General features: G+C 56.1%; 14 protein-coding genes. 7 read left to right on the top strand and 7 right to left on the bottom strand.

Annotated elements, in window-relative coordinates; all coding sequences use genetic code 11:
- Window positions 1–70 precede the first annotated feature (70 nt).
- Both OLTU_RS26425 and OLTU_RS26420 read left to right on the top strand, forming a co-directional pair.
- Window positions 71–439 (top strand): hypothetical protein, encoded by a 369-nt coding sequence (locus OLTU_RS26425; protein ID WP_141735731.1) that lies wholly within the window; start codon window positions 71–73, stop codon window positions 437–439.
- A 112-nt stretch (window positions 440–551) separates the two neighbouring features.
- Entirely contained in the window at window positions 552–1,034 is a 483-nt protein-coding gene (locus tag OLTU_RS26420; RefSeq protein WP_141735730.1) for a hypothetical protein, read from the top strand.
- Between the two features lie 20 nt (window positions 1,035–1,054).
- On the opposite strand, the gene OLTU_RS26415 is transcribed toward OLTU_RS26420, so the two are convergent.
- The 5 genes from OLTU_RS26415 to OLTU_RS26395 form a co-directional block, all read right to left on the bottom strand.
- On the bottom strand, window positions 1,055–1,795 hold the full coding sequence (locus OLTU_RS26415) for an SDR family oxidoreductase (RefSeq protein WP_141735729.1): 741 nt from the start codon (window positions 1,793–1,795) through the stop codon (window positions 1,055–1,057).
- A gap of 39 nt (window positions 1,796–1,834) precedes the next feature.
- Window positions 1,835–2,659 carry a nucleotide excision repair endonuclease gene (locus OLTU_RS26410; RefSeq protein ID WP_141735728.1) on the bottom strand — a complete coding sequence of 275 codons (825 nt, stop codon included), beginning with the start codon at window positions 2,657–2,659 and terminating at the stop codon, window positions 1,835–1,837.
- A gap of 4 nt (window positions 2,660–2,663) precedes the next feature.
- Window positions 2,664–7,061 (bottom strand): ATP-binding protein, encoded by a 4,398-nt coding sequence (locus OLTU_RS26405; RefSeq protein WP_176736984.1) that lies wholly within the window; start codon window positions 7,059–7,061, stop codon window positions 2,664–2,666.
- A 92-nt stretch (window positions 7,062–7,153) separates the two neighbouring features.
- Window positions 7,154–9,301 (bottom strand): TonB-dependent receptor family protein, encoded by a 2,148-nt coding sequence (locus OLTU_RS26400; RefSeq protein WP_141735726.1) that lies wholly within the window; start codon window positions 9,299–9,301, stop codon window positions 7,154–7,156.
- 8 nt (window positions 9,302–9,309) lie between these two features.
- Window positions 9,310–10,662 (bottom strand): imelysin family protein, encoded by a 1,353-nt coding sequence (locus OLTU_RS26395; protein WP_218110276.1) that lies wholly within the window; start codon window positions 10,660–10,662, stop codon window positions 9,310–9,312.
- 223 nt (window positions 10,663–10,885) lie between these two features.
- On the opposite strand from OLTU_RS26395, the gene OLTU_RS26390 reads away from it, so the two are divergent.
- The 4 genes from OLTU_RS26390 (at window position 10,886) to OLTU_RS26375 (ending at window position 15,163) form a co-directional block, all read left to right on the top strand.
- Window positions 10,886–11,887 carry an extracellular solute-binding protein gene (locus OLTU_RS26390; protein WP_141735724.1) on the top strand — a complete coding sequence of 334 codons (1,002 nt, stop codon included), beginning with the start codon at window positions 10,886–10,888 and terminating at the stop codon, window positions 11,885–11,887.
- A complete protein-coding gene (locus tag OLTU_RS26385; RefSeq protein ID WP_141735723.1) occupies window positions 11,884–13,509 on the top strand; it encodes an ABC transporter permease in 1,626 nt (541 codons plus the stop codon). Before OLTU_RS26390 ends, OLTU_RS26385 begins: the two co-directional genes overlap by 4 nt.
- Window positions 13,510–13,512: 3 nt before the next feature.
- The gene (locus OLTU_RS26380; protein WP_141735722.1) at window positions 13,513–14,586 is read left to right on the top strand and encodes an ABC transporter ATP-binding protein; all 1,074 of its coding nucleotides are present in this window, start codon (window positions 13,513–13,515) and stop codon (window positions 14,584–14,586) included.
- 109 nt (window positions 14,587–14,695) lie between these two features.
- Window positions 14,696–15,163, top strand: a complete 468-nt coding sequence (locus tag OLTU_RS26375; protein ID WP_141735721.1) for a globin family protein — start codon at window positions 14,696–14,698, stop codon at window positions 15,161–15,163.
- A gap of 34 nt (window positions 15,164–15,197) precedes the next feature.
- Here OLTU_RS26375 and OLTU_RS26370 read toward each other — a convergent pair whose 3' ends face one another.
- Entirely contained in the window at window positions 15,198–15,623 is a 426-nt protein-coding gene (locus tag OLTU_RS26370) for a CBS domain-containing protein (protein ID WP_176736983.1), read from the bottom strand.
- 306 nt (window positions 15,624–15,929) lie between these two features.
- Here OLTU_RS26370 and OLTU_RS26365 point away from each other — a divergent pair, with 306 nt between their 5' ends.
- A complete protein-coding gene (locus OLTU_RS26365) occupies window positions 15,930–16,712 on the top strand; it encodes a serine protease (RefSeq protein ID WP_176736982.1) in 783 nt (260 codons plus the stop codon).
- A gap of 27 nt (window positions 16,713–16,739) precedes the next feature.
- Here OLTU_RS26365 and OLTU_RS26360 read toward each other — a convergent pair whose 3' ends face one another.
- Complete coding sequence (locus tag OLTU_RS26360) at window positions 16,740–19,397, bottom strand: 7TM diverse intracellular signaling domain-containing protein (protein WP_141735718.1); 2,658 nt, start codon at window positions 19,395–19,397, stop codon at window positions 16,740–16,742.
- Window positions 19,398–19,427 lie beyond the last annotated feature (30 nt).

Here is a 19,427-nt window from a genome sequence, read left to right as displayed (position 1 = left end):
GAGAGGTCCTGTTCCTGTAGATGGTCGTTCTGGGCAAACGCCCACAAGCCAAGGGTTTCAGGGGAAAATTATGCACACACGTCAAGCCATCGCTGCCATTCTCGGTCTCATGCTGATGACCAGCGCGTGCTCTTCGGAATTGGAGGAAGCACAGCCGCTCGCGATTGGAACGACTGGCAGCGACGCGGCATTTTCCTATTATGATCAAGGTGAAAGCCAGGATCGGGTGGTCACCGCCCAGGAAATCCTTGAGGGTGAAAAGCGCTTCGGCGCGACCGCCGTGACATCACTCGGCGTGGCCCGCCAACTGGTGTCTGACTACGATTTTGATGGCGACGGTGCTTTGGATAATCTTGAATTCACTGGACTTGTCCACGCCCGGGTCCTGTCGGGCGTCCTCTACAATCCGCACTGGACCAATCCCGGCCAGAGCCAATAAAGCTGAACAATGACGAATCCACCCAGGGAGGTCGCAAACCCAGGCAACGCGCCAAAAACGGTGTGTGCTAGGGTTGCGGCGAGTTTGATGTCCCCAGGTGGAGAACCCTTCGATGACCCAATCCATGAATTTTCTTCGCATTATCCTTCTGCTCACACCGGCCCTGCTCGTGCTCGGCTGCGGAGCCCCGACCCTCTCCAAGGATCATATCGAACTGGATCCCGAGGTCGCAGCCCAGGTGAAAGTGATCAATATGGAACACTTCCGCGGCCATTGGCTCATGGACAGCGACAACCGCAAAGGCTATCTCGAATTGAACGAGGATGGCTACTACATGACCGTCGAGGACAGTGAAGGCCAGCTGCGAGCCGGTGACTCAGGCTCCGTCGATCACTTCAAGCCCGGGCTCATGATCGTGCATACCGATCGCCCTGAATGTGTGAGAAAAGGGAAGATCACCTTTCTCAAAATGGACCGGGCGGATAACACGGTGCGACTCCGCGATTACCGCGATGATGCCTACGCCCTGCCCCTCGTTGCGATTGAACCACGTGAACGCCTGCGCATGATGAATGAGCTGGGCTGCGTGCGGTGAACCAGGGCCACCCTCTGGTCCTATTCCTCGTAGATCATTTTCCGCGTCATGCCCCCATCCAGAACAAAATTTTGTCCCGTGATGAAACTCTTCTTGTGATCCACAAGCCAATGGATGAATTCCGCGATATCCTCCGGCTCGCCCACCCGGCCGGCGGGATGCTGCGCGTGATCACTCGATTTCAAGGGCTCCTTTCGCTTCGTTTCCGCATCCCGCGTATCAATCCAGCCCGGACTGATGCAATTCACTCGTACCTCAGGTCCAAGGCTGATGGCCAGAGCATGTGTCAGCGCCACGATTCCGCCTTTGCTGGCAGCATAGGCTTCCGTGTCCGCCTCGGACTGCAACGCACGGGTGGAGGCAATGTTCACGATCGAGCCGCTTGTCTTTTTTAGACTGGGCGTGCAGAGTTTGCTGAAAAGAAAATAGGAACTGAGATTGGTATCCAGGATATCGTGCCATTCCTCATAGCTGAGCTCGGTGATGGGAACCTTTTTGAAAACACCCACATTGTTCACCAGCGCCTGAATATCCTTCCACTCACGCAGCATGCGCTCCACCAGCTCACGGGCCGCCTTTTCATCGGCTGCCAGACCCTGCACGAAAAGAATCCGGCCTTCCCGTTCCTGACCCTTCAGGTCTTCCGGCAAGGGATTTTTATCCATGATGCCGACCTGCCAGGCGGCGTCCAGAAAACGTCGGGCTGTGGCCAGACCGATACCGGAAGAGGCCCCCGTGATAAGGACTGTCTTTTTATCCATGGTTGTTTCCTCAGACAAAAGGAAAGGGCGACGACAGGCTTAGGGCAAAGCAAGAAAAATGCCGTCGCGTTCCTCCTGAGGAATCATGGAAACATCCCGACCGTGATGATCCAGGGCCTTGCGCAGGCGCACCGCTTCATTCAGATAAAAGCTTCGCAGATTTTTAAGATGACCCTGCACCAGCTCCGCATGACGCCGGGCACCCGGTTTTTCGAGGAGAACGGCAAAGAGCCGGGCCATGGCCTCGGGTGATTCCCCACGGAAAAGGCTGTTCAAAAGACCCGTCCATTCCGGATCAACCTGGCGCAAGCAGATGATGCGCGTGTAAGGAATTCTGCCGAAAGCGCTGCGCTGGGCGGGATCATCATGTCCGATGTAAACGAGAAGCTCAACCAAAGCTTCAAACGCCGCGCCCGTGAGATCACGTGACCGAAACGCGCCGAAGAGTTGAAAACCATGCGACTCCATGGTTTCCGGCTGGGTTGTATAGCAAAGGGCCAATTCCCGCGGCGACTCCGGCGCCACCCGAAAACCAAGATAGGGATAGAGGAAGGCGAAGGCCCCGACGATATTGAACATGGGGCGGTGCTTTTGTATCAGCTGATTCTCCAGCAGCAGCGCCTCGGTTTCCGAGGCGCAGATTTGGTACTCGAGCGTGCTCGCTTTCCGCACAATCAAACGCATCTTGCGCTGGGATTTTTTCGCGGTAGCCAGCCGATACTGTGAAAGTCGCCGCCGCAGGCTTTTCGCCTTGCCCACATAAATCGGTTCCGCCTCGGCATTGCGAAATACATAGATGCCAGCCGCGTCAGGCGCCGCGCGGATAAAATCACAGCCCCATTTTTTGTCGAAGTCAGCGTTCATGCCCTTACTGTAGCTCAACCGGCTGGGATTTGGGAAGGCGGAAGGAAAAGGTCGAACCCTCACCGGGCTGACTCGTGAACCCGATGTGACCCTGGTGGGCCCGAACAATTTCCAGCGCCAGGAAAAGACCGACTCCCATGCCGCCATAATCATGTTCGGTTTCCGCATGCGCTCGATAGAAACGCTGGAACAAACGCTCCTGGCGCTCGAGAGGAATGCCGATGCCATGGTCCTGCACGCAGACCACCACCGCGTCCGCTTCCTCGCGAATATCGAGAGCGATGTCCCCGCCTTGGGGAGAATACTTGATGGCATTTTGCAAAAGTATGGTGAGCACCTGGCTCAGGCGCATGTGATCCCCGCGCACCACGATCGGCGCCTCCGAGCTCTGGGCATAAGTCAGCCGATGCTTCGGCGCGGTGACGGCCAGGGATGCGAGCAGCTCCCGACCGAGCGACTGAAGATCCACATTCTCCAGCTGCAGCTTCAACTTCCGCATCTGAAAGACGGCGACATCCACCAGGGTGGTCACGAGGGATTTCAGACGTTGAAAGCCTTTTTCCATGCGACCGATGCAATCCTCCAGCGCTTTATCCGGAGCCCCTTTCTTTTTAAGGAGCTTGAACATCTGAAAGTAGCCGTGGACTATCAGAAGAGGCGTCTTGAGTTCATGAGCCATGGCCCGCAGAAACTCATCCTTCAGCTGATCGAGTTCCTTGAGTTCGGTAACATCGCGGTTCACCACCACCGCGCCCTGAAGCTCTCCCTTGGAATTGCGCAGCGGCGCCGCGCTCATCCGCAGAAAGATGCTGCGACCGCTGGTCAGCTCGCGTATGGAGTATTCACCGTTTCTCAGCGTTTCGCCCCGCAGGGCCTGGGAAAGAGGCAGCTCCTCAAGAGGAACCCTTTTTCCTGTCGCATCCCGCATATCCAGGAATTCCGTGAGCCGGGCCCGATCCTGAAGTAGACCGACATCCTCCTCTTTTAAACCGAGAATCCGCAGGGCGGCTTCGTTGATCAGGGTGATCCGGCCTTGACAATCCGTCACCAGAAGTCCATCGGCCATGCTTGCGAGCGTGGTCCTTAATTTTTCCTCTTCACTCCTGAGCCTGGCATAGAGGTGCGCGTTTTCAATGGAAATGGCCGCCTGTGAAGCCAGTATCTCCAGGGCGGTGAGCTTATCCGCCGTGAAGGCTCCGACCACAAGCTTATTTTCAAGATAAATGAGTCCCACGAGGGACCGGTTGCGGACGATGGGCAGACAGAGTATTGAGCGCTGTCTCTGGGTTCGCAGACATTCATCGTAGGCAAAGGCATGCGGCTCACGCGCATCCGCGATGACAACCTTATCGTGGCTGCGCCGCACGAAATTCAGGATGGCCTGCGGGATTTGCAGGAATTCGCGAGCCGGAAGGGAATTCAGCGTCTGCACGGATAGCTCGGTGTCCACAGTCTGCGCCTCGGCTTCGACGACGAGTTCACCCTGCCGGACGAGGATAAGAAAGCCGCGCTCGGCTCCGGAGGCCTCGACGAGAAGACGCATGAGCGTGGCGCTGAGCTCCGCCGGATCGATGACACTGGAAATACTCTGCGTGGCACGCAGAAGCGAAACCGTATCGATATCAATGGGTCCTGCTGCCACATCCGGCCGCGCCTTGTCATCCTTTAACCAGGGAAAGCGACGTTCCAGCTCCTGCACTTTGCCACTGGCACCCCATTCCTGATAGCAGCGTTTGGCCTTGCCGCTGTATTGCTCCGCAAACGCTTGAAATCCAGCCTTTTCATAGTACCGTGCAGCCAGCTCCAGGCTGATGCCTTCCACCTGAATGAAATGTTGGGCGCGGGCCTGTCGAATGGCTTCCTCATAGCACCGCATCGCGGGCAGTTCCTCACCGTTCAAACGATGAACCTCCGCCTGCAGGAGCTGCGCCTTGTGTCCAAAATTCTCCGGGCAGTGGCCGGCCCAGCGCTCGAAGGTATCGCGATAGTCCAAAAGTTCCTGAAACCAGCTGTCCCGCTGCGCATCAGTGCTGTCCGTGCAGGCCGTCGCCAGCGTCAGCGCATGATAAAGATGATGTTCGGCTTCCTCCACATGACAGGGCGAAGCCCAGCGCCAAGGTCGTGCGGCTTCGCCGCAGGCCAGGGCCTCGTCCTGGCGTCCGAGAAGCCAGGCAGCCTGCAGCTTCCTTGTCAGATGCCAGAACTTTTTCATGGCCATCTGACTGGCAAGGATGCGCGCCTCGAACACCTTCTCATCGAAGTCCTCGGCGCATTCATTGGGATTGCGTCCCTGCAGGGTGAGAATCAGGCGCTGCTGACCTGTGATGATATCCAGAATGGGTTGAAATGAGCCGGTCTGGACGAGCTTCCGCGCTTTTTCCGCTTCCGCATAAACCCTGGAAAGGGGCTCGCCAACCGCAAGAAGAGTGGAAACCAGATGGTTGCACCCATAGCAGGCTCCCACGAAATCTCCGACCTCCCGCGCGGCCGAAAGCGCGGAGCGCACATAAGGAATATTGCTGCGCAGTGGCTTCGTCCAAAAGTTCACCACATTGCCGAACATCACAAAGATGCGAGCCTTCCAGGTGTAGGCTCCTTTATGAGCCAGATCATAAGCCACCTTCCCGAGGCGCCAGGCCTCTTCATACTGCCCAAATGATGAACCGAGGATCGTCGCAAAGTAGGCATAAGCGGAGGCCGTCGCATCGCAGCTGCCATGCTGAATGCTGAGGATGACCATCCTGCAGTAAAGCCAGGTGGCTGTGTTCAAGGACATATGGATGGTGACAGGCAAGGCCGCGGCCATTGTATCAAGCGCCGCCCTGTCCCGAAGATCCTGGATCGGCGGCAGATCACGGAGCGATTCGATCGGGCGATTGCCGAGATTTTGTCGAAAGGAGGCGTAAACGTTCTGCACGTCCTCGTCGCCCGGATTCACAGGAAAGTCGATGCCGAGGATGGCAAGACCTCGCTGGCAGTGAAGGACGGCCTCCTGCATCTTGCCTTGCGTGGTATTGACTTCGATCAGCAGGCGATGAATGCGCACCCGATCCAGATCCGTGAGGGCGGGTTTGTTCAAAAGCTCATGGAATTTACGCTCCGCGACGTCCGGCTGCCCACAGCGCCAGGCGCATTCCGCCCGCGCCAGCAGCAGAGCGAACGTCAAGTCCCTGTCCTTGATCCAGGAATCATCCGGCAGGAGCCCGATTCCAAAGCCGCTGTATTCCAGAGCCGATTCGTTGGCTGCCGAGGCGATGGCCTTCTGTGTTCCGTCCAGACTCAGACGCGCCACCTGAAGCCGCTCCTCGGGATCGATCAAAAGGTCCTGTGCAGCCTGATAGTGGCTGAGGCTATCGAAGACATAATCATCGCCGGTCCCCTCCGGATCCGCAAAGAGCCTTGCAATCAGAAGATGGACCCGTTTCTGTTCCTCAGGGCTGGCGAGAGCATAGGCCGCCTGCTGCACCCGATCGTGAAGAAAACGATAATCCCCCTCGGTCAGGAGCAGAATCCCGTCCTCCAGCGCCGGTTCCAGATCCTCGATGGAGCATTGATTCCACTGGCCCAGACGCGCCAGGTCCTGGAATTTACCTTCATTGCCGAGGCAGGCCGCATACTGCAAAAGTTTCTGCGTTACGGGCGGAAGCTTGCGCAGTCGGGAAAGAATGAATTCAATCACATTGTCCGTATGGCCCTGGACGTGGATGGCTTCAGAATCCCACGTCCACGCACAGACACGCTCCAGGGCTTCGTGCAGGCGGTCCCGCTCCTCCTGGCGACCGTAGAGTGTCGAGGCAATCTGCAGATTCTGGGGAAAGTCCTGCCGACCGAGCGGGAAACCGGCATCAAGGATCTGCAATGTGTCGCGACAGACCTTGAGATCATGAAGGAGCCCCTTCGCCGATTGATAGCGTTCCTTCTGATCCTTGGCCAGAAGCTTCAGAACGATGCGGCGCAGTGTGGGCGGCACATGCCGCTCCTGTTCCGTAGAAAAAGCCGCCGGGCGTGCGAGGTGACTGTGGAACCAGGCAAGCTCATCACGTGCGGTAAAGGGCAAGGATCCGGTCAGCATCTGATAGAAGATGACGCCAAGCGAATAGAGATCCGACCGGTGATCCGGCTCCTGGTTTCGGCGGCCCATACTTTCAGGAGAGAGATAAGGAAGGTTCTGCTGCGTGATGGTGCGACCGCTCCCAAGTGGGATGATGACAGTCTCGCCCGTGTCGCGCTTCAAGGAAAAGGCCGCAGGCGTCAGCGATCCATGCACAGAGCCGGCTGCATGCCACTGAGCCAGCTCAGTGGACATCGCCAGCGCTCGCTTCAAAAATTGAGTCGGTTCCAAAGGAGCTTCGTCAAGAAGAGCCCCCGTTTCAGGATAGGATGGAGCCTTTGTATCTGACACGGGAATCCTCATCAGACCGTGGTCAGCATCCTGGCATTCTAATTCTGCCTGCGGTTAGCGACAATAGCATAAAACCGCAGGCCCGGGACATCCTAAAACCTGGCTTTGGCTCCGAACACGAAGGCCTGGGGCTTGCCAGGTCGCGCTCCAAAGGGCCGGAAGGAAGCGATCACTTTTTCATTGGTGATGTTATCGGCCGTGGCATAGAGCTCATAGGCTTCGGCCAACGTCAGGCTGAGCGAAGCATCGAGTATGGTGGAGGCTGGCAGTGTCTCACGGCCCTGAGCCAGAGCCTGGTCGTAGGATTTGCTCTGATGCTTCCACTGCAGATGAAACAGCACCGGTTCCCAGCGCACGCCGGCCTGAATACCGAGCTGATGCTGAGGCACATAGGGAATGGGATCACCCTTCTGAATGGTGCCAATACCCCAATCGCTCAAACCCGAAACAAAGTTGCCGTCAAAACTGGCTCGCGTGAGCGTATACTGCAGGGCCGTGGGGAATTCCAAAGGTCCGGCACGTAACTGGTGTGAAGCGGTCAGTTCGAGGCCATAGATCAAGGCCTCGCCTCCATCATAGCTGATGTCTCGCGTGGCATTGCCACAACCTTCCGAAACGCTGCAGGTGCCTTTGATATTGCGGTAATCATTCCAGTAGCCGATCAGATCCACGAGGGTTCTATCCCGCATGAAGCGGAAGCCGGATTCATAGTTGATGCTTTCCTCGGGCTTGCCACTGCCCTGATCATCCGCTGCCGCGAGACCCATGCCGCGATACACGCCGAGCAGCCAGCCGAGATTGCTATCGATCTGATGAAAAACCCCGATGCCTGGCATCGTCGCGGCACGTTTGTTGGTGAAATCAGCATTGGCCGCCGAGTAATCATCCTCTTCAATCGTCACCCATTCCTGCCGAACGCCCCCGCTGAAGCGCCAATCGCCGACCGTGTAGGTGTCCCACACAAAAGCCGACCAGGCCTCGGCCATGATCCGATCCTGGGCGCCGACCGCCGTGGGTTCGCCACTGGGAGTCAGATGCCCTTCGGTCATGACAAAGGTATCGCTGGTGTGATCATGACGAATGCTGTCCTGATGCAGACGCAGACCCCATTCCAATTGGTTCGAGGTCGCATCCGAAAATTTCCAGAGATACTGAGCATCCCAGTTGATGCCGCGACTGTAGTAGCTGCGATGATTGTTCGCCTGCAAAACGAGATCGCCGGTGCCGAGGGAATCACTCACGCCGCGGATCACATCATAAATGTGGGCGTTCTGCCCAATCGGATTGGTGAGCACCGAGCGGATGTCGAGGGATCGATCGCTCATGCCATCGAAGCGTTTCCACAGGCGATCAAAGCCGTGATTGTAAAGTGTCAGACGACTGAGCCAGGCATCGGTGCGCAGCTCATGACCGAAGGCCAGGGTCCGGTGACCATTCCTCATCTGATCGCGTTCCGAAGCGGCATAACGCTGATAGGGATCCGCTTCGAAATCAGCCTTGGTCAGACCAAGATAACTTTCATCGGAAAGTTCATCAGACCAGCCGGCCTTCAAAAAAAATTCCTGATTGTCGGTCAGCTGGTAGGTGAGTTTTCCGAAAAGATCACGCTTGTGAAAGCCGGTGTCGTGACCGTTGGTCAGCGTTTTAAAACCGTCGCTTTCCATCTGCGCGCCCAGAATCGACCAACCCCAGTTGTCCTGCGTTCCGCCCATGCTGGCCACGGCCTTGCGAAATCCAAAGCTGCCCTGAGCGACTTCCACCTGGGCGGCGAAGGGATCCACCGGAATACGCCGGGAGATAAGGTTGATGGCGCCCCCCACGGTTTGCGGACCATAGCGGACAGCCGAAGAGCCTTTGGTCACCTCGACATTTTCAATGGTGGTCATGGTGGGAACATAGTAGGCAGCCGGCGCTGCATAAGGTGCCGGACCCGAAGGAATGCCGTCCTCCATGATGAGGATCTTGCGGCTGCGATGCGGGGCCACACCCCGCATGCCAATATTGGGCCGCAGCCCAAAGCCATCCTCTTCCTGGATTTGCACCCCGGGCACCGTTTTCAGCACCCGGTTTAAATCCGTGTATTTGTAGGTTTCCAGTTGCTCGACCCCGATGACCGTCGTCGAACCCGGCTCAAGAAACACGCTGCTGCCGTGAACAGTCATGGTTTCCTGGCTTTGTTCCTGAGCGAAGAGTGCAGGTGCTAAAAAGAACAGAACGACATAAGGCATCGGGTCGCGCATGAGTCCTCTCAATGATTGTCCCTGATGGGATCAGCCGGTACGGTCAAAGACAGTATGCGACTGTATTCGTTTTTTAAAACCCCCGAAATGTCATTAATACTTTTCCGCAGCTGACACAAGAGACTGATTTGGGACTTCGTGCAGTCCTCCTGATTTTGCTGGGTAATCAGCGCGGGAAGGCTTTCGTTTTGCGAGGCGAAATAGCTCATAAGGTCGCGCGTGATCGCTTCCGAGCGTGTGGCCACCGCCTCGTCGCCGACTTCGCGGACCAGGGCGGCAAATCCGCCAGGCCGTTTCCTGCTCGCGTCCTCAAATCCGTACATCAGGTCCGTGAAGGCCGCGATATTCGCCTGAATGGCCTCCTTTGAAATCTGGCTCCGCGGGAATTCCTCCGCGCCCGTACAGGGCACCGGGCTGCTCGGACAGAACATGATGTCATGACCGGCTGGAGAGGCAAGCTTATAGTTTTTGACGTCGGTGTCGAGATAGAAAAGATTTTCGTAAAGGCTCTGCAGGGCCGCTTTTTCCTTGGGCGCATGACCGATGACGGTCGTGAGATAATTGCTGCCTTCCGAACCCCAGACCGTTTGAACCGTCTGAGCGGAAGCCTGCAATTCAAGAACGACAGGTTTCAGATAAGCGCAGCGGGCCTGAGCACGCGCTTCCGGAGACATGGCATTCCATTCCTTGGTGACGGGATGGGAGGCGGTACAGCTGGACGCGAGACTGTCCTCGTAGAGGAGATATTCAATGGCCTGCAGTCCCTTCCGATCGGTTTGAATGGGCAATGTGTAGGCGGGATCCTTGCTCGCCTTGAGCACCTCATCATCAATCCCGCAGGTTTTCGCCTCCTGTGGCCAGCCATAGATCCCTTTTTTCAGTTTGCGTCCATCCGCAGCAATGGGACCAACCTGGAAGACTTCGAGTTCCTCCCAGCGCAGCATTGCATTCTTCCACGCCGCCCGAACCGGAGTCCGATCCGTTGCGGTGGGATCCGCGCAGTAGCTCGTGATCGCCTCACTCAATTTCACGGTCGCCTGAGAAAAGGCCGCTGTTTTGCGGGCGATTCCATCCCCCAGGTTGCGAAAGAGATCGCTCTGATTCATGCGCAGACCACCGACGAGATTCCCCGGAACCGGAGCGACGTCTCCTGGATTCTCCCCACCATCGGGAGTTGGATCCGTGGGTATGGGCTGGGGCTGTGTCCCCACGGATGCATCGGGTTCACCGGCAGGTGGCGGTGTCTTGTCTGAATCTGAGTCCTTGCCGCAACCCAACTGCATTCCAGTCGCCAAGGCCAAACCGAGGAAAACTTTGAAGCGCATATCAACTCCGACGATGTTCAAGGTTTTTTCAATCAAGACATCACCCTTGATGCCAACGGCAACTTAACACCATTTGGGGAAGCTTTAACATCCCAGTGGAATTCTGCAGAATGCGACGGGAGACAGAACACGAGAAGACGGAGTATGTCAACTTGCGAGTTATTTTCACCCTGAGGGGCTTATCTCAGGTTGAATGACGGGTGTAGACTGAAGTAAATAATGATTCCCAATATTGATTGACCCAATGGGGGACTACTAAATGACATGGAAGCTTTGGCCCGCAGTTCTTTCCATCTTTCTCAGCCCTCTCGTGCAGGCGGCGCCTGATGCCACGCTCACGGTTTACTCCGAACGCAAGGAACATCTGATCAAGCCGGTCTTTGACGCTTACACGAAAAAAACCGGCGTCAAAGTCAAGTATTTGACCGACAACACGGCCACACTCATTCAACGCATCAAGGCGGAAGGGACGAAGAGCCCGGCCGATATCCTTTTGACTGTCGATGCCGGCAACCTTTGGAGCGCGGCGCAGGCGGGGATCTTTGAGGAAGTGAAAAGCGAGAGCCTGCAGAAAAATGTTCCCGCCCACCTGCGCGATCCCGGCAACCGGTGGTTTGGTCTTTCGCAGAGGGCCCGGACCATTGTTTACAATCCGACCAAAGTCAAACCCGAGCAAATCAAGAGCTTCGAGAATCTTGCGGATCCCTCTTTCAAAAAACGCCTGTGCCTGCGTTCTGCGAAAAAGGTTTATAACCAGTCTCTCGTCGCCATGCTGGTTGCGGAAAAAGGCGAGGCCCCTGTGGAAAAAGTGGTGAAAGGCTGGGTTCAGAATCTGGCGGCACCGGTGTTCCAGGATGATACCGCGGTGATCGACGCCGTGGCAGCTGGACAGTGCGATGTAGGCGTCGTCAATACTTACTACTTTGGGCGTGCTCTTGAGAAAAATCCCAAACTTTCCGCCAAACTCTTCTTCCCCGCGAAGGAAGCCGGTGGCGTTCATGTGAACGTATCCGGGGCCGGTGTTTTGAAAAACGCGCCGCATAAAGCCGAAGCCGTGAAATTTTTGGAATGGCTGGCCGGCCCTGAAGCGCAGGGACAGTTCGCACAACTCAATCACGAGTATCCGGTGAATCCCGCTGTGAGCCCTTCCAGTTTCGTGCAGTCCTGGGGTAAATTTGATGCCATGCTGATCAACATGGCAAAAGCCGGTGAGCTTCAGGAAAAGGCCATCAAACTCATGGATCGAGCTGGTTACAATTGACGGAAAATATCCGACACAAGTTCGCAACAGCCAGCTGGCGATACCTGTCCTACGGTATCGCCGCTTTGGTTTTGGCGCCCATTCTGGTGGTGTTCGCATCCTGGTTGATGCCGATCGCCACGGAACATTGGGACCATCTGCTGGAATATCTTTTGCCCTCGCTGCTTTGGCAAACGGCCGTGCTGCTGCTCGGGGTCTGTGGCATGACCCTGGTGATCGGCGTGAGCCTGGCCTGGCTCTGCTCGCAGTACCGATTTCCAGGGGTGGCTCTGCTGCGCCGCGGTCTGATTCTGCCCTTTGCCATTCCTGCTTATGTCAGCGCTTTTGTCTTTGTGGGCATGATGGATTACTCAGGTCCCGTGCGCACCTTGATTCGCCAGGTGTTTGGGGGTGACGGCCTGGTGCCCGAGGTGCGGTCGCTGCCGGGTGGCATTCTCGTCCTGGCCCTGTGCCTCTTTCCTTATGTTTATGTTTTCAGCTTTGATGCCTTCACGACTCAGGGCCGGAGCAGTCTGGAAGCGGCACGTTCCCTCGGTGCCTCGCCGCTCACCAGTTTTTACCGGCTGGCGGTTCCGTTTGCGCGACCCTGGATTGCGGGTGCGCTCTGTCTTGTCGCTTTGGAAGTCCTGAATGATTTTGGAACGGTGTCCATCATTGGGGTGAACACGTTCACCACGGCGATTTACAAGGTTTGGTTTGGTTTCTTTGCGCCGGAAACGGCCGCGCAGCTCTCCACTTTTCTCGTGACGCTGGCCTTTCTGATTTATTATACCGAGCAGGGCACGCGGCGCCGGCACCAGTATACCTCCAATCATCCCAATCGTGCCTATGAACCCTATCGGCTGCGTGGCTGGAAGGCGGGACTTGCCGGTTTCTATGCCTGGCTGATCTTTGGGCTCGCCTTTCTGATTCCGGTGGTTCAGCTCATCATCTGGGTTGTGCAAACCGAGAGCTCCATCTTCACCGAGGAAGTGTTTCAGCCGCTCTATCGTTCCATCATCCTCGGCACCTGCGCTGCGACGCTGGCCTGTTTTTTTGCGCTGATCGTGTGTCTGGCCAAACGCTATCTTCCCATTGAAAGTTTGCGACGCAGCCAGCAGGTCTCCCACCTGGGTTATGGAATTCCCGGTTCCGTGATGGCCATCGGCTTCTACCTCGTGGTGGTGAAACTGGATCATGCTCTGGTGGATTTCCTGGAACGGGCTTTGGATTATTCGGGTGGGCTGATTCTATCGGGCACGATACTGACCATGGTACTGGCCCTGGGCCTTCGTTTTCTGGCCGTGGCCAGCTCCTCGGTGGATGCGGGCCTGTCGCGGATTTCCGTGCGCCTCGATGAAGCCGGACGGCTTTATGGAGTTTATAGCTGGAAGCAGTTTGCCCTGATTCACTGGCCGCTTTTGAAAAGAAGTTTTGCCTCCGGCTTCCTGCTGGTCTTTGTCGATGTGATCAAGGAAATGCCGCTGACCCTGATGACAAGGCCCTTCGGCTGGGACAGCCTTTCCGTTCGTATCTATAGCCTCACCAGTGAAGGGGAATGGGAACGCGCGGCGCTGCCGGCTCTCCTTCTGGTGGTGATTGGCACCCTGCCCCTCTTTCTTTTTCAGCAAAAAAGGAGCTGACCCATGGCCCGGGTGGTTCTGGAAGTTCATGACGTTCAACACAGCTACGGCGCGCAGAAGGTTTTGCAGGCGGTCAGCCTCTCCATTCGCGAGGGAAAAATCGCCTGCCTACTGGGAGCGAGCGGCTGCGGCAAGACCACACTTCTGCGCTGCATTGCGGGATTTGAGGAAATCTCGGACGGCAGCATTGTGCTCAATCAGAGGCTTGTCAGCAGCCCGGATCACTTTGTTCCGCCTGAAAAAAGACGTATCGGCGTGCTGTTTCAGGACTATGCGCTCTTTCCTCATATGACCGTGGGACAAAACATCGCCTTCGGCATCCGCCATCTGCCGCAACAGGAGAGGCAGGCCAAGATTCGGCATCTTTTGCATTCGGTGGATCTGGATGCCTATGAGAATCGCTACCCGAGCGAACTTTCCGGAGGCCAGCAGCAAAGGGTGGCCCTGGCCCGCGCCCTGGCCCCTGAGCCGGAGCTTCTGCTTCTGGATGAACCCTTTTCCAACCTCGACCAGACGCTGCGCGAGCGCATGAAGCATGAACTTAAGGTGCTGCTCGAATTCTTTGGCGTCACGGCTCTGATCGTTACCCATAACCAGGATGAGGCCTTTGATATGGCCGATGAGATCGGGGTGATGGCTGACGGCCGCATCGTGCAGTGGGGCTCAGCTTATGATCTTTACCATCGTCCACAGAATCGGGCGGTCGCCGAGTTCCTGGGCACAGGCGCCTTCCTGCCAGCCGAAATCACGCCGGAGGGCTGTCTCGAATCCGAACTCGGCGAGCTGGTCTGTACCGATGATATCAAGCCTCTCGTCGGGCGGAAGGTAGCCGTTCTTTTGCGGCCTGATGATATCGTGCACGATGATGCGGCGCCGATGCGGGCTCTGGTCAAGCGCGTGGCCTTTCGCGGCATGTATCGCATCTACTATCTGGAATTGCCGAGTGGATCCGAAATTCATTGCTTTACCTCGAGCCATCACGAGCAGCATGAGGTGGGTTCACGGATCGGCATCCGACTGGATTTGAAACATGCGGTGATTTTGGATCGGGATTTGGCCCTGGTTGAGGAAATTTAAGCCAAAACGGCCGTATTTTGTAATCTTACCCAAAAGTACAGGTAATTTGACCTTCCTGCTCCGGGCAAAAGCCGATGGGGGATTTATCGCCCTCATTTGGAGCTGTCTCATGGAACTCAATATCAAGCTCATTCAGGAAACATTCGAATTGGTCAAACCCCGAGCCGAGGAGTTTGCCAATCGCTTTTATGCCAATCTCTTTCAGGATTACCCGGCAGCCCAGGAGCTTTTCCGCTCATCGAATCAGGAGAAACAAAAGCGCCTCCTGGTCGCTTCGCTGGTGCAGGTCGTTCACAACCTGGAGAATCCCGAATTTTTAGGTGAATATCTGGGTCGCATGGGCGAGCGGCATGTGGCCTATGGCACCGCCGATGAGCACTTTGAATGGGTCGGCCACAGTCTGCTGAAAACCTTGCAGGAGATGCTGGGAACCGAATGGAACCAGACGGTTCATCAGCAATGGGCGATGGCCTATGATGTGGTCGCCGCGCTGATGCAGGAAGGCCTGACCCGTGCAAAAAGCAAGGTCGTGCCCCTGCGCAAGGCGGAACCGAAAAATCTCAAGAAGGTCTCCTGATGGAAAAAACGGAGCCGCACGACCTTTGGTTCCGTCAGCCTCCTCTCTCTCGCCGCCAGCGTGTTTGAAGCACTTCCGCCAGGGCATGCAGAGCATCTGTATCCGTGAAGATTCCCACCAGGCTGCCATTCTCCTGAATAATCAAAGCTGTTCCTATGCGTTGCTCCGCCATATGCGAAGCCACGAAATCGAGGTTTGTATCCGGGGTGACACAATATGGATTCCGTGCCATGACAGACTCAACTGTGGTGCTGTCCAAATCCACCGCTTGGAAGGAATTCAGAAGCTGAATATCCTGAGCCGAGATCAGACCAATGGTTTTATTTCCGGTTTGTACAGGCAGATGACGGATCCTGTATTCCTGCATGAGATCGCAAGCCCTGGCCAGATTATCATCAGACTCGACCGTGTAAGGCATGGGTGTCATGTATTTCGAGACCGGTGGCATGTTGTTGATCATGATGCACTCCCCTTTCTCCTTTCCCTGTTTCTGTATTGAATTTAGCAAAGCCCATACCAGTAAAAAACCATGTAACGCCGCAAACGCTTGTGCCAGCTGGTGCAGACGGCGTGTGGGATCCTGCATGTGCGTGGGATTTGAACGTGAAGAACGTCTGTGTACAGCAACGATGATTCATGCAGGAAGAAAAATTTCAGGGCAACCCGCTGATTTCCCTCATTGTAAATTTTTCTAAATTCGCTTTGGCAATCATTCAAAATAAGTATGGGGGAGGAACCTACAGGAAAACATACAGGAGTATACGCAATGATCGGAAGTCTCAGGAATCTTTTGCTTGTTACACTGACTGGCTGGACAGTCATGGCGGGTTGCGGCGGCGAAAAGGCTCAGGAAGCAAAGAGTCAACTTGACATCGTTGGCGGCAGTTCGGTCAGTTCCTCGCTCTACAATCAGTACTTTACCTCCATCGTTTCCTTGCAGTACGGCGGACAGCACTTCTGCGGCGGGACGCTGGTTGCATCCAACAAAGTCGTGACCGCAGCCCACTGTCTGGCAGATTTCAGTTCGAGTCAAATTAGAAATAATCTGCGTATTGTGATCGGTGCACGTGATTTGCGCTCCACCAGCGGCGCGGAACGCTTTTCGGTTTCCAGCTATAGCATCAACTCACGCTACAATGCGTCGCGCTCTCAGAATGATACCGCGACGATCACCCTCAATGGCAGCAGCTCCCATACGCCTGTGGAAATCAACCAGTCGGCGTCGTTCCCAGCTGTTGGCTCCACTGTATACGTGGCAGGCTGGGGCTCAACCTATGAAGGCGGATACGGAACGTCTGTACTCAAGTATACAGCCGTTAAAACCGTTTCGAACTCGAGCTGCGCTCAGGCCTATGGTTCGGACATCTATGATGGCAACATCTGCGCCTACGCGTCGGGTACTGATTCCTGCCAGGGTGATTCCGGTGGACCTCTCTATACCTACGATGGCGAAAAGATGACTCTGGTGGGTATCGTGAGTTGGGGTAATGGCTGTGCACGTCAAGGCTATCCTGGCGTTTATGCCCGGACTTCGTACTTCAACTTCTGAGAAGATGCTCCCTGCGTTTCGGTTCCACTAGGAGACGGAGCGCAGCGTCCGGGGTCTTGGTACGAAGATTTCAAAGCGGCTGCCTTTGCCGGGTTCGCTCTGGATTTCCAGGGTTCCCTGACAATGATCCACCGCTGCGAAGAGAGCTTCCATGCCAATGCCCCGGCCGGCAAAGAGCGAGACCTTGTCCTTGGTGGAAAAACCACCGCGACTGATCCGGCCCACGAGTTCGCCGAGAGGCATCTGACTGAGATCCCCTTCCACGGGCCAGCCCCGGTTGATCCATTCCTTTTCCCAGACCTTGCGATCGAAACCCTGACCATCGTCATAGCAGCTGATGGCAAGACCCTCCGGCAGCTCGCGGAAATCGAGACAGATAAAACCCTGCCGCGGTTTATGCGCGGCTTCCCGATCGTCCTCGATGCCATGGACGATGGCGTTCCGCACCACATGCAGGAGCTGTTCGATCAGGGCCTCCTCAGCTTCTGAATGAATCCGGACCTCGCGATCGAGAACCCGAAGTTCCACATCCTTTCTGAGCTTTCTGGCGACAACCCGTGCATCATTCAACATGGAATGCAGCACCGAGCGCACAGGTTTGGCGGCGACGTCGTGAACCCACATCTCAAGCTCCTGCCGCAGCGGGGGAGTGCAGCGCGTGCGGGCGATTTCCTGCAGGGATTCCAGCTGGGCATCGGTCACCCGTTTCTCATGACTGACAGGGCCCCAGGGTGTTCGCAGGAGGCTGGCGTAGCGCGTGAGGAACTTCTTGAACTGTTCCTCCAGCGCCTCGATCTCGGTGCTGCTCAGCGCGCTCTGGTCCTCCAGTTGATGCAGGAAGCGGGCGATGTCCTGCAGCTGGAAGACCAGGCAGTTGCCTTTCAGCGTGTGTAAAATGAAATGCACCTCGCGGCTCGCAAGGCTCTGCGAATCGGGCTGCAGATCCTTGAGCTTCTGCACCGCCTCATGCGAATAGGCCACGAACTGACGGAAACCTTCGATGTCGCGCAGAATCTTGAGCAGGCTGCGATTTCTTTGCGCTTCGATCTTACGCTTGCGCAGCTCGGTGGCGTCCGTAATGGTCAGGAGCACATGCTGCAGCACACCCTGCTTGTCGCGAATGCCCGCGGCCTCGATATGCAGATATTTGCCGTGGGACAGGACATGCGAGGGCAATTGCCCCAGGGTGGCTTCGACCGGCATCTGATCTTCAAAGACCTGCGTCAGTGCCATGCGGAATTTTTTCTCCACACTGCTCCTGAGATGCAGGACCTTGATCAGATTCTGTCCTTCCTGCAGGGATGCCCCGAGGAAGCCATGACAGGAGCGGGTGAAGCCCGGTATGATGGTGGCCCCACGGTCGATCATGAGAAAGCCGCTCGCCACGTTATCCAGAATCGTCCGAATGGTTTCCGTGCGTTCATCCACCAGAGCTTCCACCTGCACCAGATGCTGCTGGAGCTGCTGGTTGAGCTCATGGATGGTGCGATCCGCTTTGGCCCGGAGGAAGTTGATGCGATCGCCCAGGGCCAGCGACATCAGGATGCCTTCACAGGCCATGCCTGGCAGGTTCCCATACTGAATGACGAAGGGATTATGGACCACGCCTTCGTAGCACAAGGCCAGCAGGATGTTATTGATGATCATGAAGAGCCAGGCGAAGGAGTAGGCAAAGGCCGGTCGATAGCCCCGCAGGACCGCCACCGAACTGCTGCCCATCATGATGAAACTCCCCACGATCAGATTGGAGGAGAGGATCTTCACATGCACGTTGTAGCTGATGATAAAGGTCAAAGGCGCCATGAGAAAGCTGAAGGCGATGAATGCAATGTAAATCCAGCGGAACACCGGCATGTGCTCCCGCATATTCAGAAAGCTGAGGGTGACCAGAAACGCGGTGGTATAGGCGAGCGCGGCCATGAATTGAAAGCCGACGTTGCTGGCCATGGTTCCGATTTCCCCTGGCAGGATTGTCAGCCAGACGCCCTGAACGGAAATCTGTGTCATGGTCATGCAAACGAGAAAGAGCGTATAGAAGAGGTAGGTCGTGCTGCGAAAGGAGATGGTGAGAAAGACATTATAGAGAATCAGAGTGAGCATGACCCCGAACAAAAGAGCGAGGATGGCACTGTCCTGCATCTGAAAGTGCCGCAGCGCATCCATGCGCGACAGGTACAAGGGGAACACGCCGGATCCCCTGGTTTGAACCTTGATATAATAGACATTGGAACCGGGAGTCACCTGCAGTTTGAAAATGGGCATGCGATAGTCCGCGGTGCCGGCGCGCGGGTGATTGTCGCCCTTCTTCTCACTCTGCCAGTTGCCGGCGGCGTCTTTCTGGAAGAATTCCATCTCATCCGTCATGGGATAACGGCTGCTCAGATAAATCGACTCCGAGTGATCGTGGGGATTGTTCACGACCAGGCGCATCCAGAGATTATTGGTGATGAAGCCGCGCGCAGGCAATTCGTGGTCCGAGGGTTTGAATTCGTAATCATGCAGGCCCTGAAGAATTTCCGTGTCCGGCACTTCCTTGGTGCGTTCCCAGAACGTCACATAGCGACCGATCAGGATGGACTCATCCTCGGGCAGCATGGGCAGCTCGAGCACAGGCTGCACCGCGGCCAGGCCTGTGCTGGTCAGAAGACCAAGCAGCAGAAAGATTTGTTGGAACAGGGCTTTCAAAACTATGTGTCCTTTACGCAACCGATCATT

Origin of the sequence: Oligoflexus tunisiensis, from assembly GCF_001748245.1 — a bacterium.
In the GTDB taxonomy this organism is placed as follows: Bacteria; Bdellovibrionota_B; Oligoflexia; order Oligoflexales; family Oligoflexaceae; genus Oligoflexus; species Oligoflexus tunisiensis.
The sequence above is the reverse complement of the archived record's forward strand: the minus strand, read 5'-3'. Positions and strand labels throughout refer to the sequence as shown.

What these genes read in the sequence shown, in the direction of transcription:
- OLTU_RS26425 (WP_141735731.1), top strand. Translation starts at nt 71, where the DNA reads ATGCACACACGTCAAGCCATCGCTGCCATTCTCGGTCTCATGCTGATG.
- OLTU_RS26420 (WP_141735730.1), top strand. Translation starts at nt 552, where the DNA reads ATGACCCAATCCATGAATTTTCTTCGCATTATCCTTCTGCTCACACCG.
- OLTU_RS26415 (WP_141735729.1), bottom strand. Translation starts at nt 1,795, where the DNA reads ATGGATAAAAAGACAGTCCTTATCACGGGGGCCTCTTCCGGTATCGGT.
- OLTU_RS26365 (WP_176736982.1), top strand. Translation starts at nt 15,930, where the DNA reads ATGATCGGAAGTCTCAGGAATCTTTTGCTTGTTACACTGACTGGCTGG.
- OLTU_RS26380 (WP_141735722.1), top strand. Translation starts at nt 13,513, where the DNA reads ATGGCCCGGGTGGTTCTGGAAGTTCATGACGTTCAACACAGCTACGGC.
- OLTU_RS26390 (WP_141735724.1), top strand. Translation starts at nt 10,886, where the DNA reads ATGACATGGAAGCTTTGGCCCGCAGTTCTTTCCATCTTTCTCAGCCCT.
- OLTU_RS26410 (WP_141735728.1), bottom strand. Translation starts at nt 2,659, where the DNA reads ATGAACGCTGACTTCGACAAAAAATGGGGCTGTGATTTTATCCGCGCG.
- OLTU_RS26400 (WP_141735726.1), bottom strand. Translation starts at nt 9,301, where the DNA reads ATGCGCGACCCGATGCCTTATGTCGTTCTGTTCTTTTTAGCACCTGCA.
- OLTU_RS26375 (WP_141735721.1), top strand. Translation starts at nt 14,696, where the DNA reads ATGGAACTCAATATCAAGCTCATTCAGGAAACATTCGAATTGGTCAAA.
- OLTU_RS26370 (WP_176736983.1), bottom strand. Translation starts at nt 15,623, where the DNA reads ATGATCAACAACATGCCACCGGTCTCGAAATACATGACACCCATGCCT.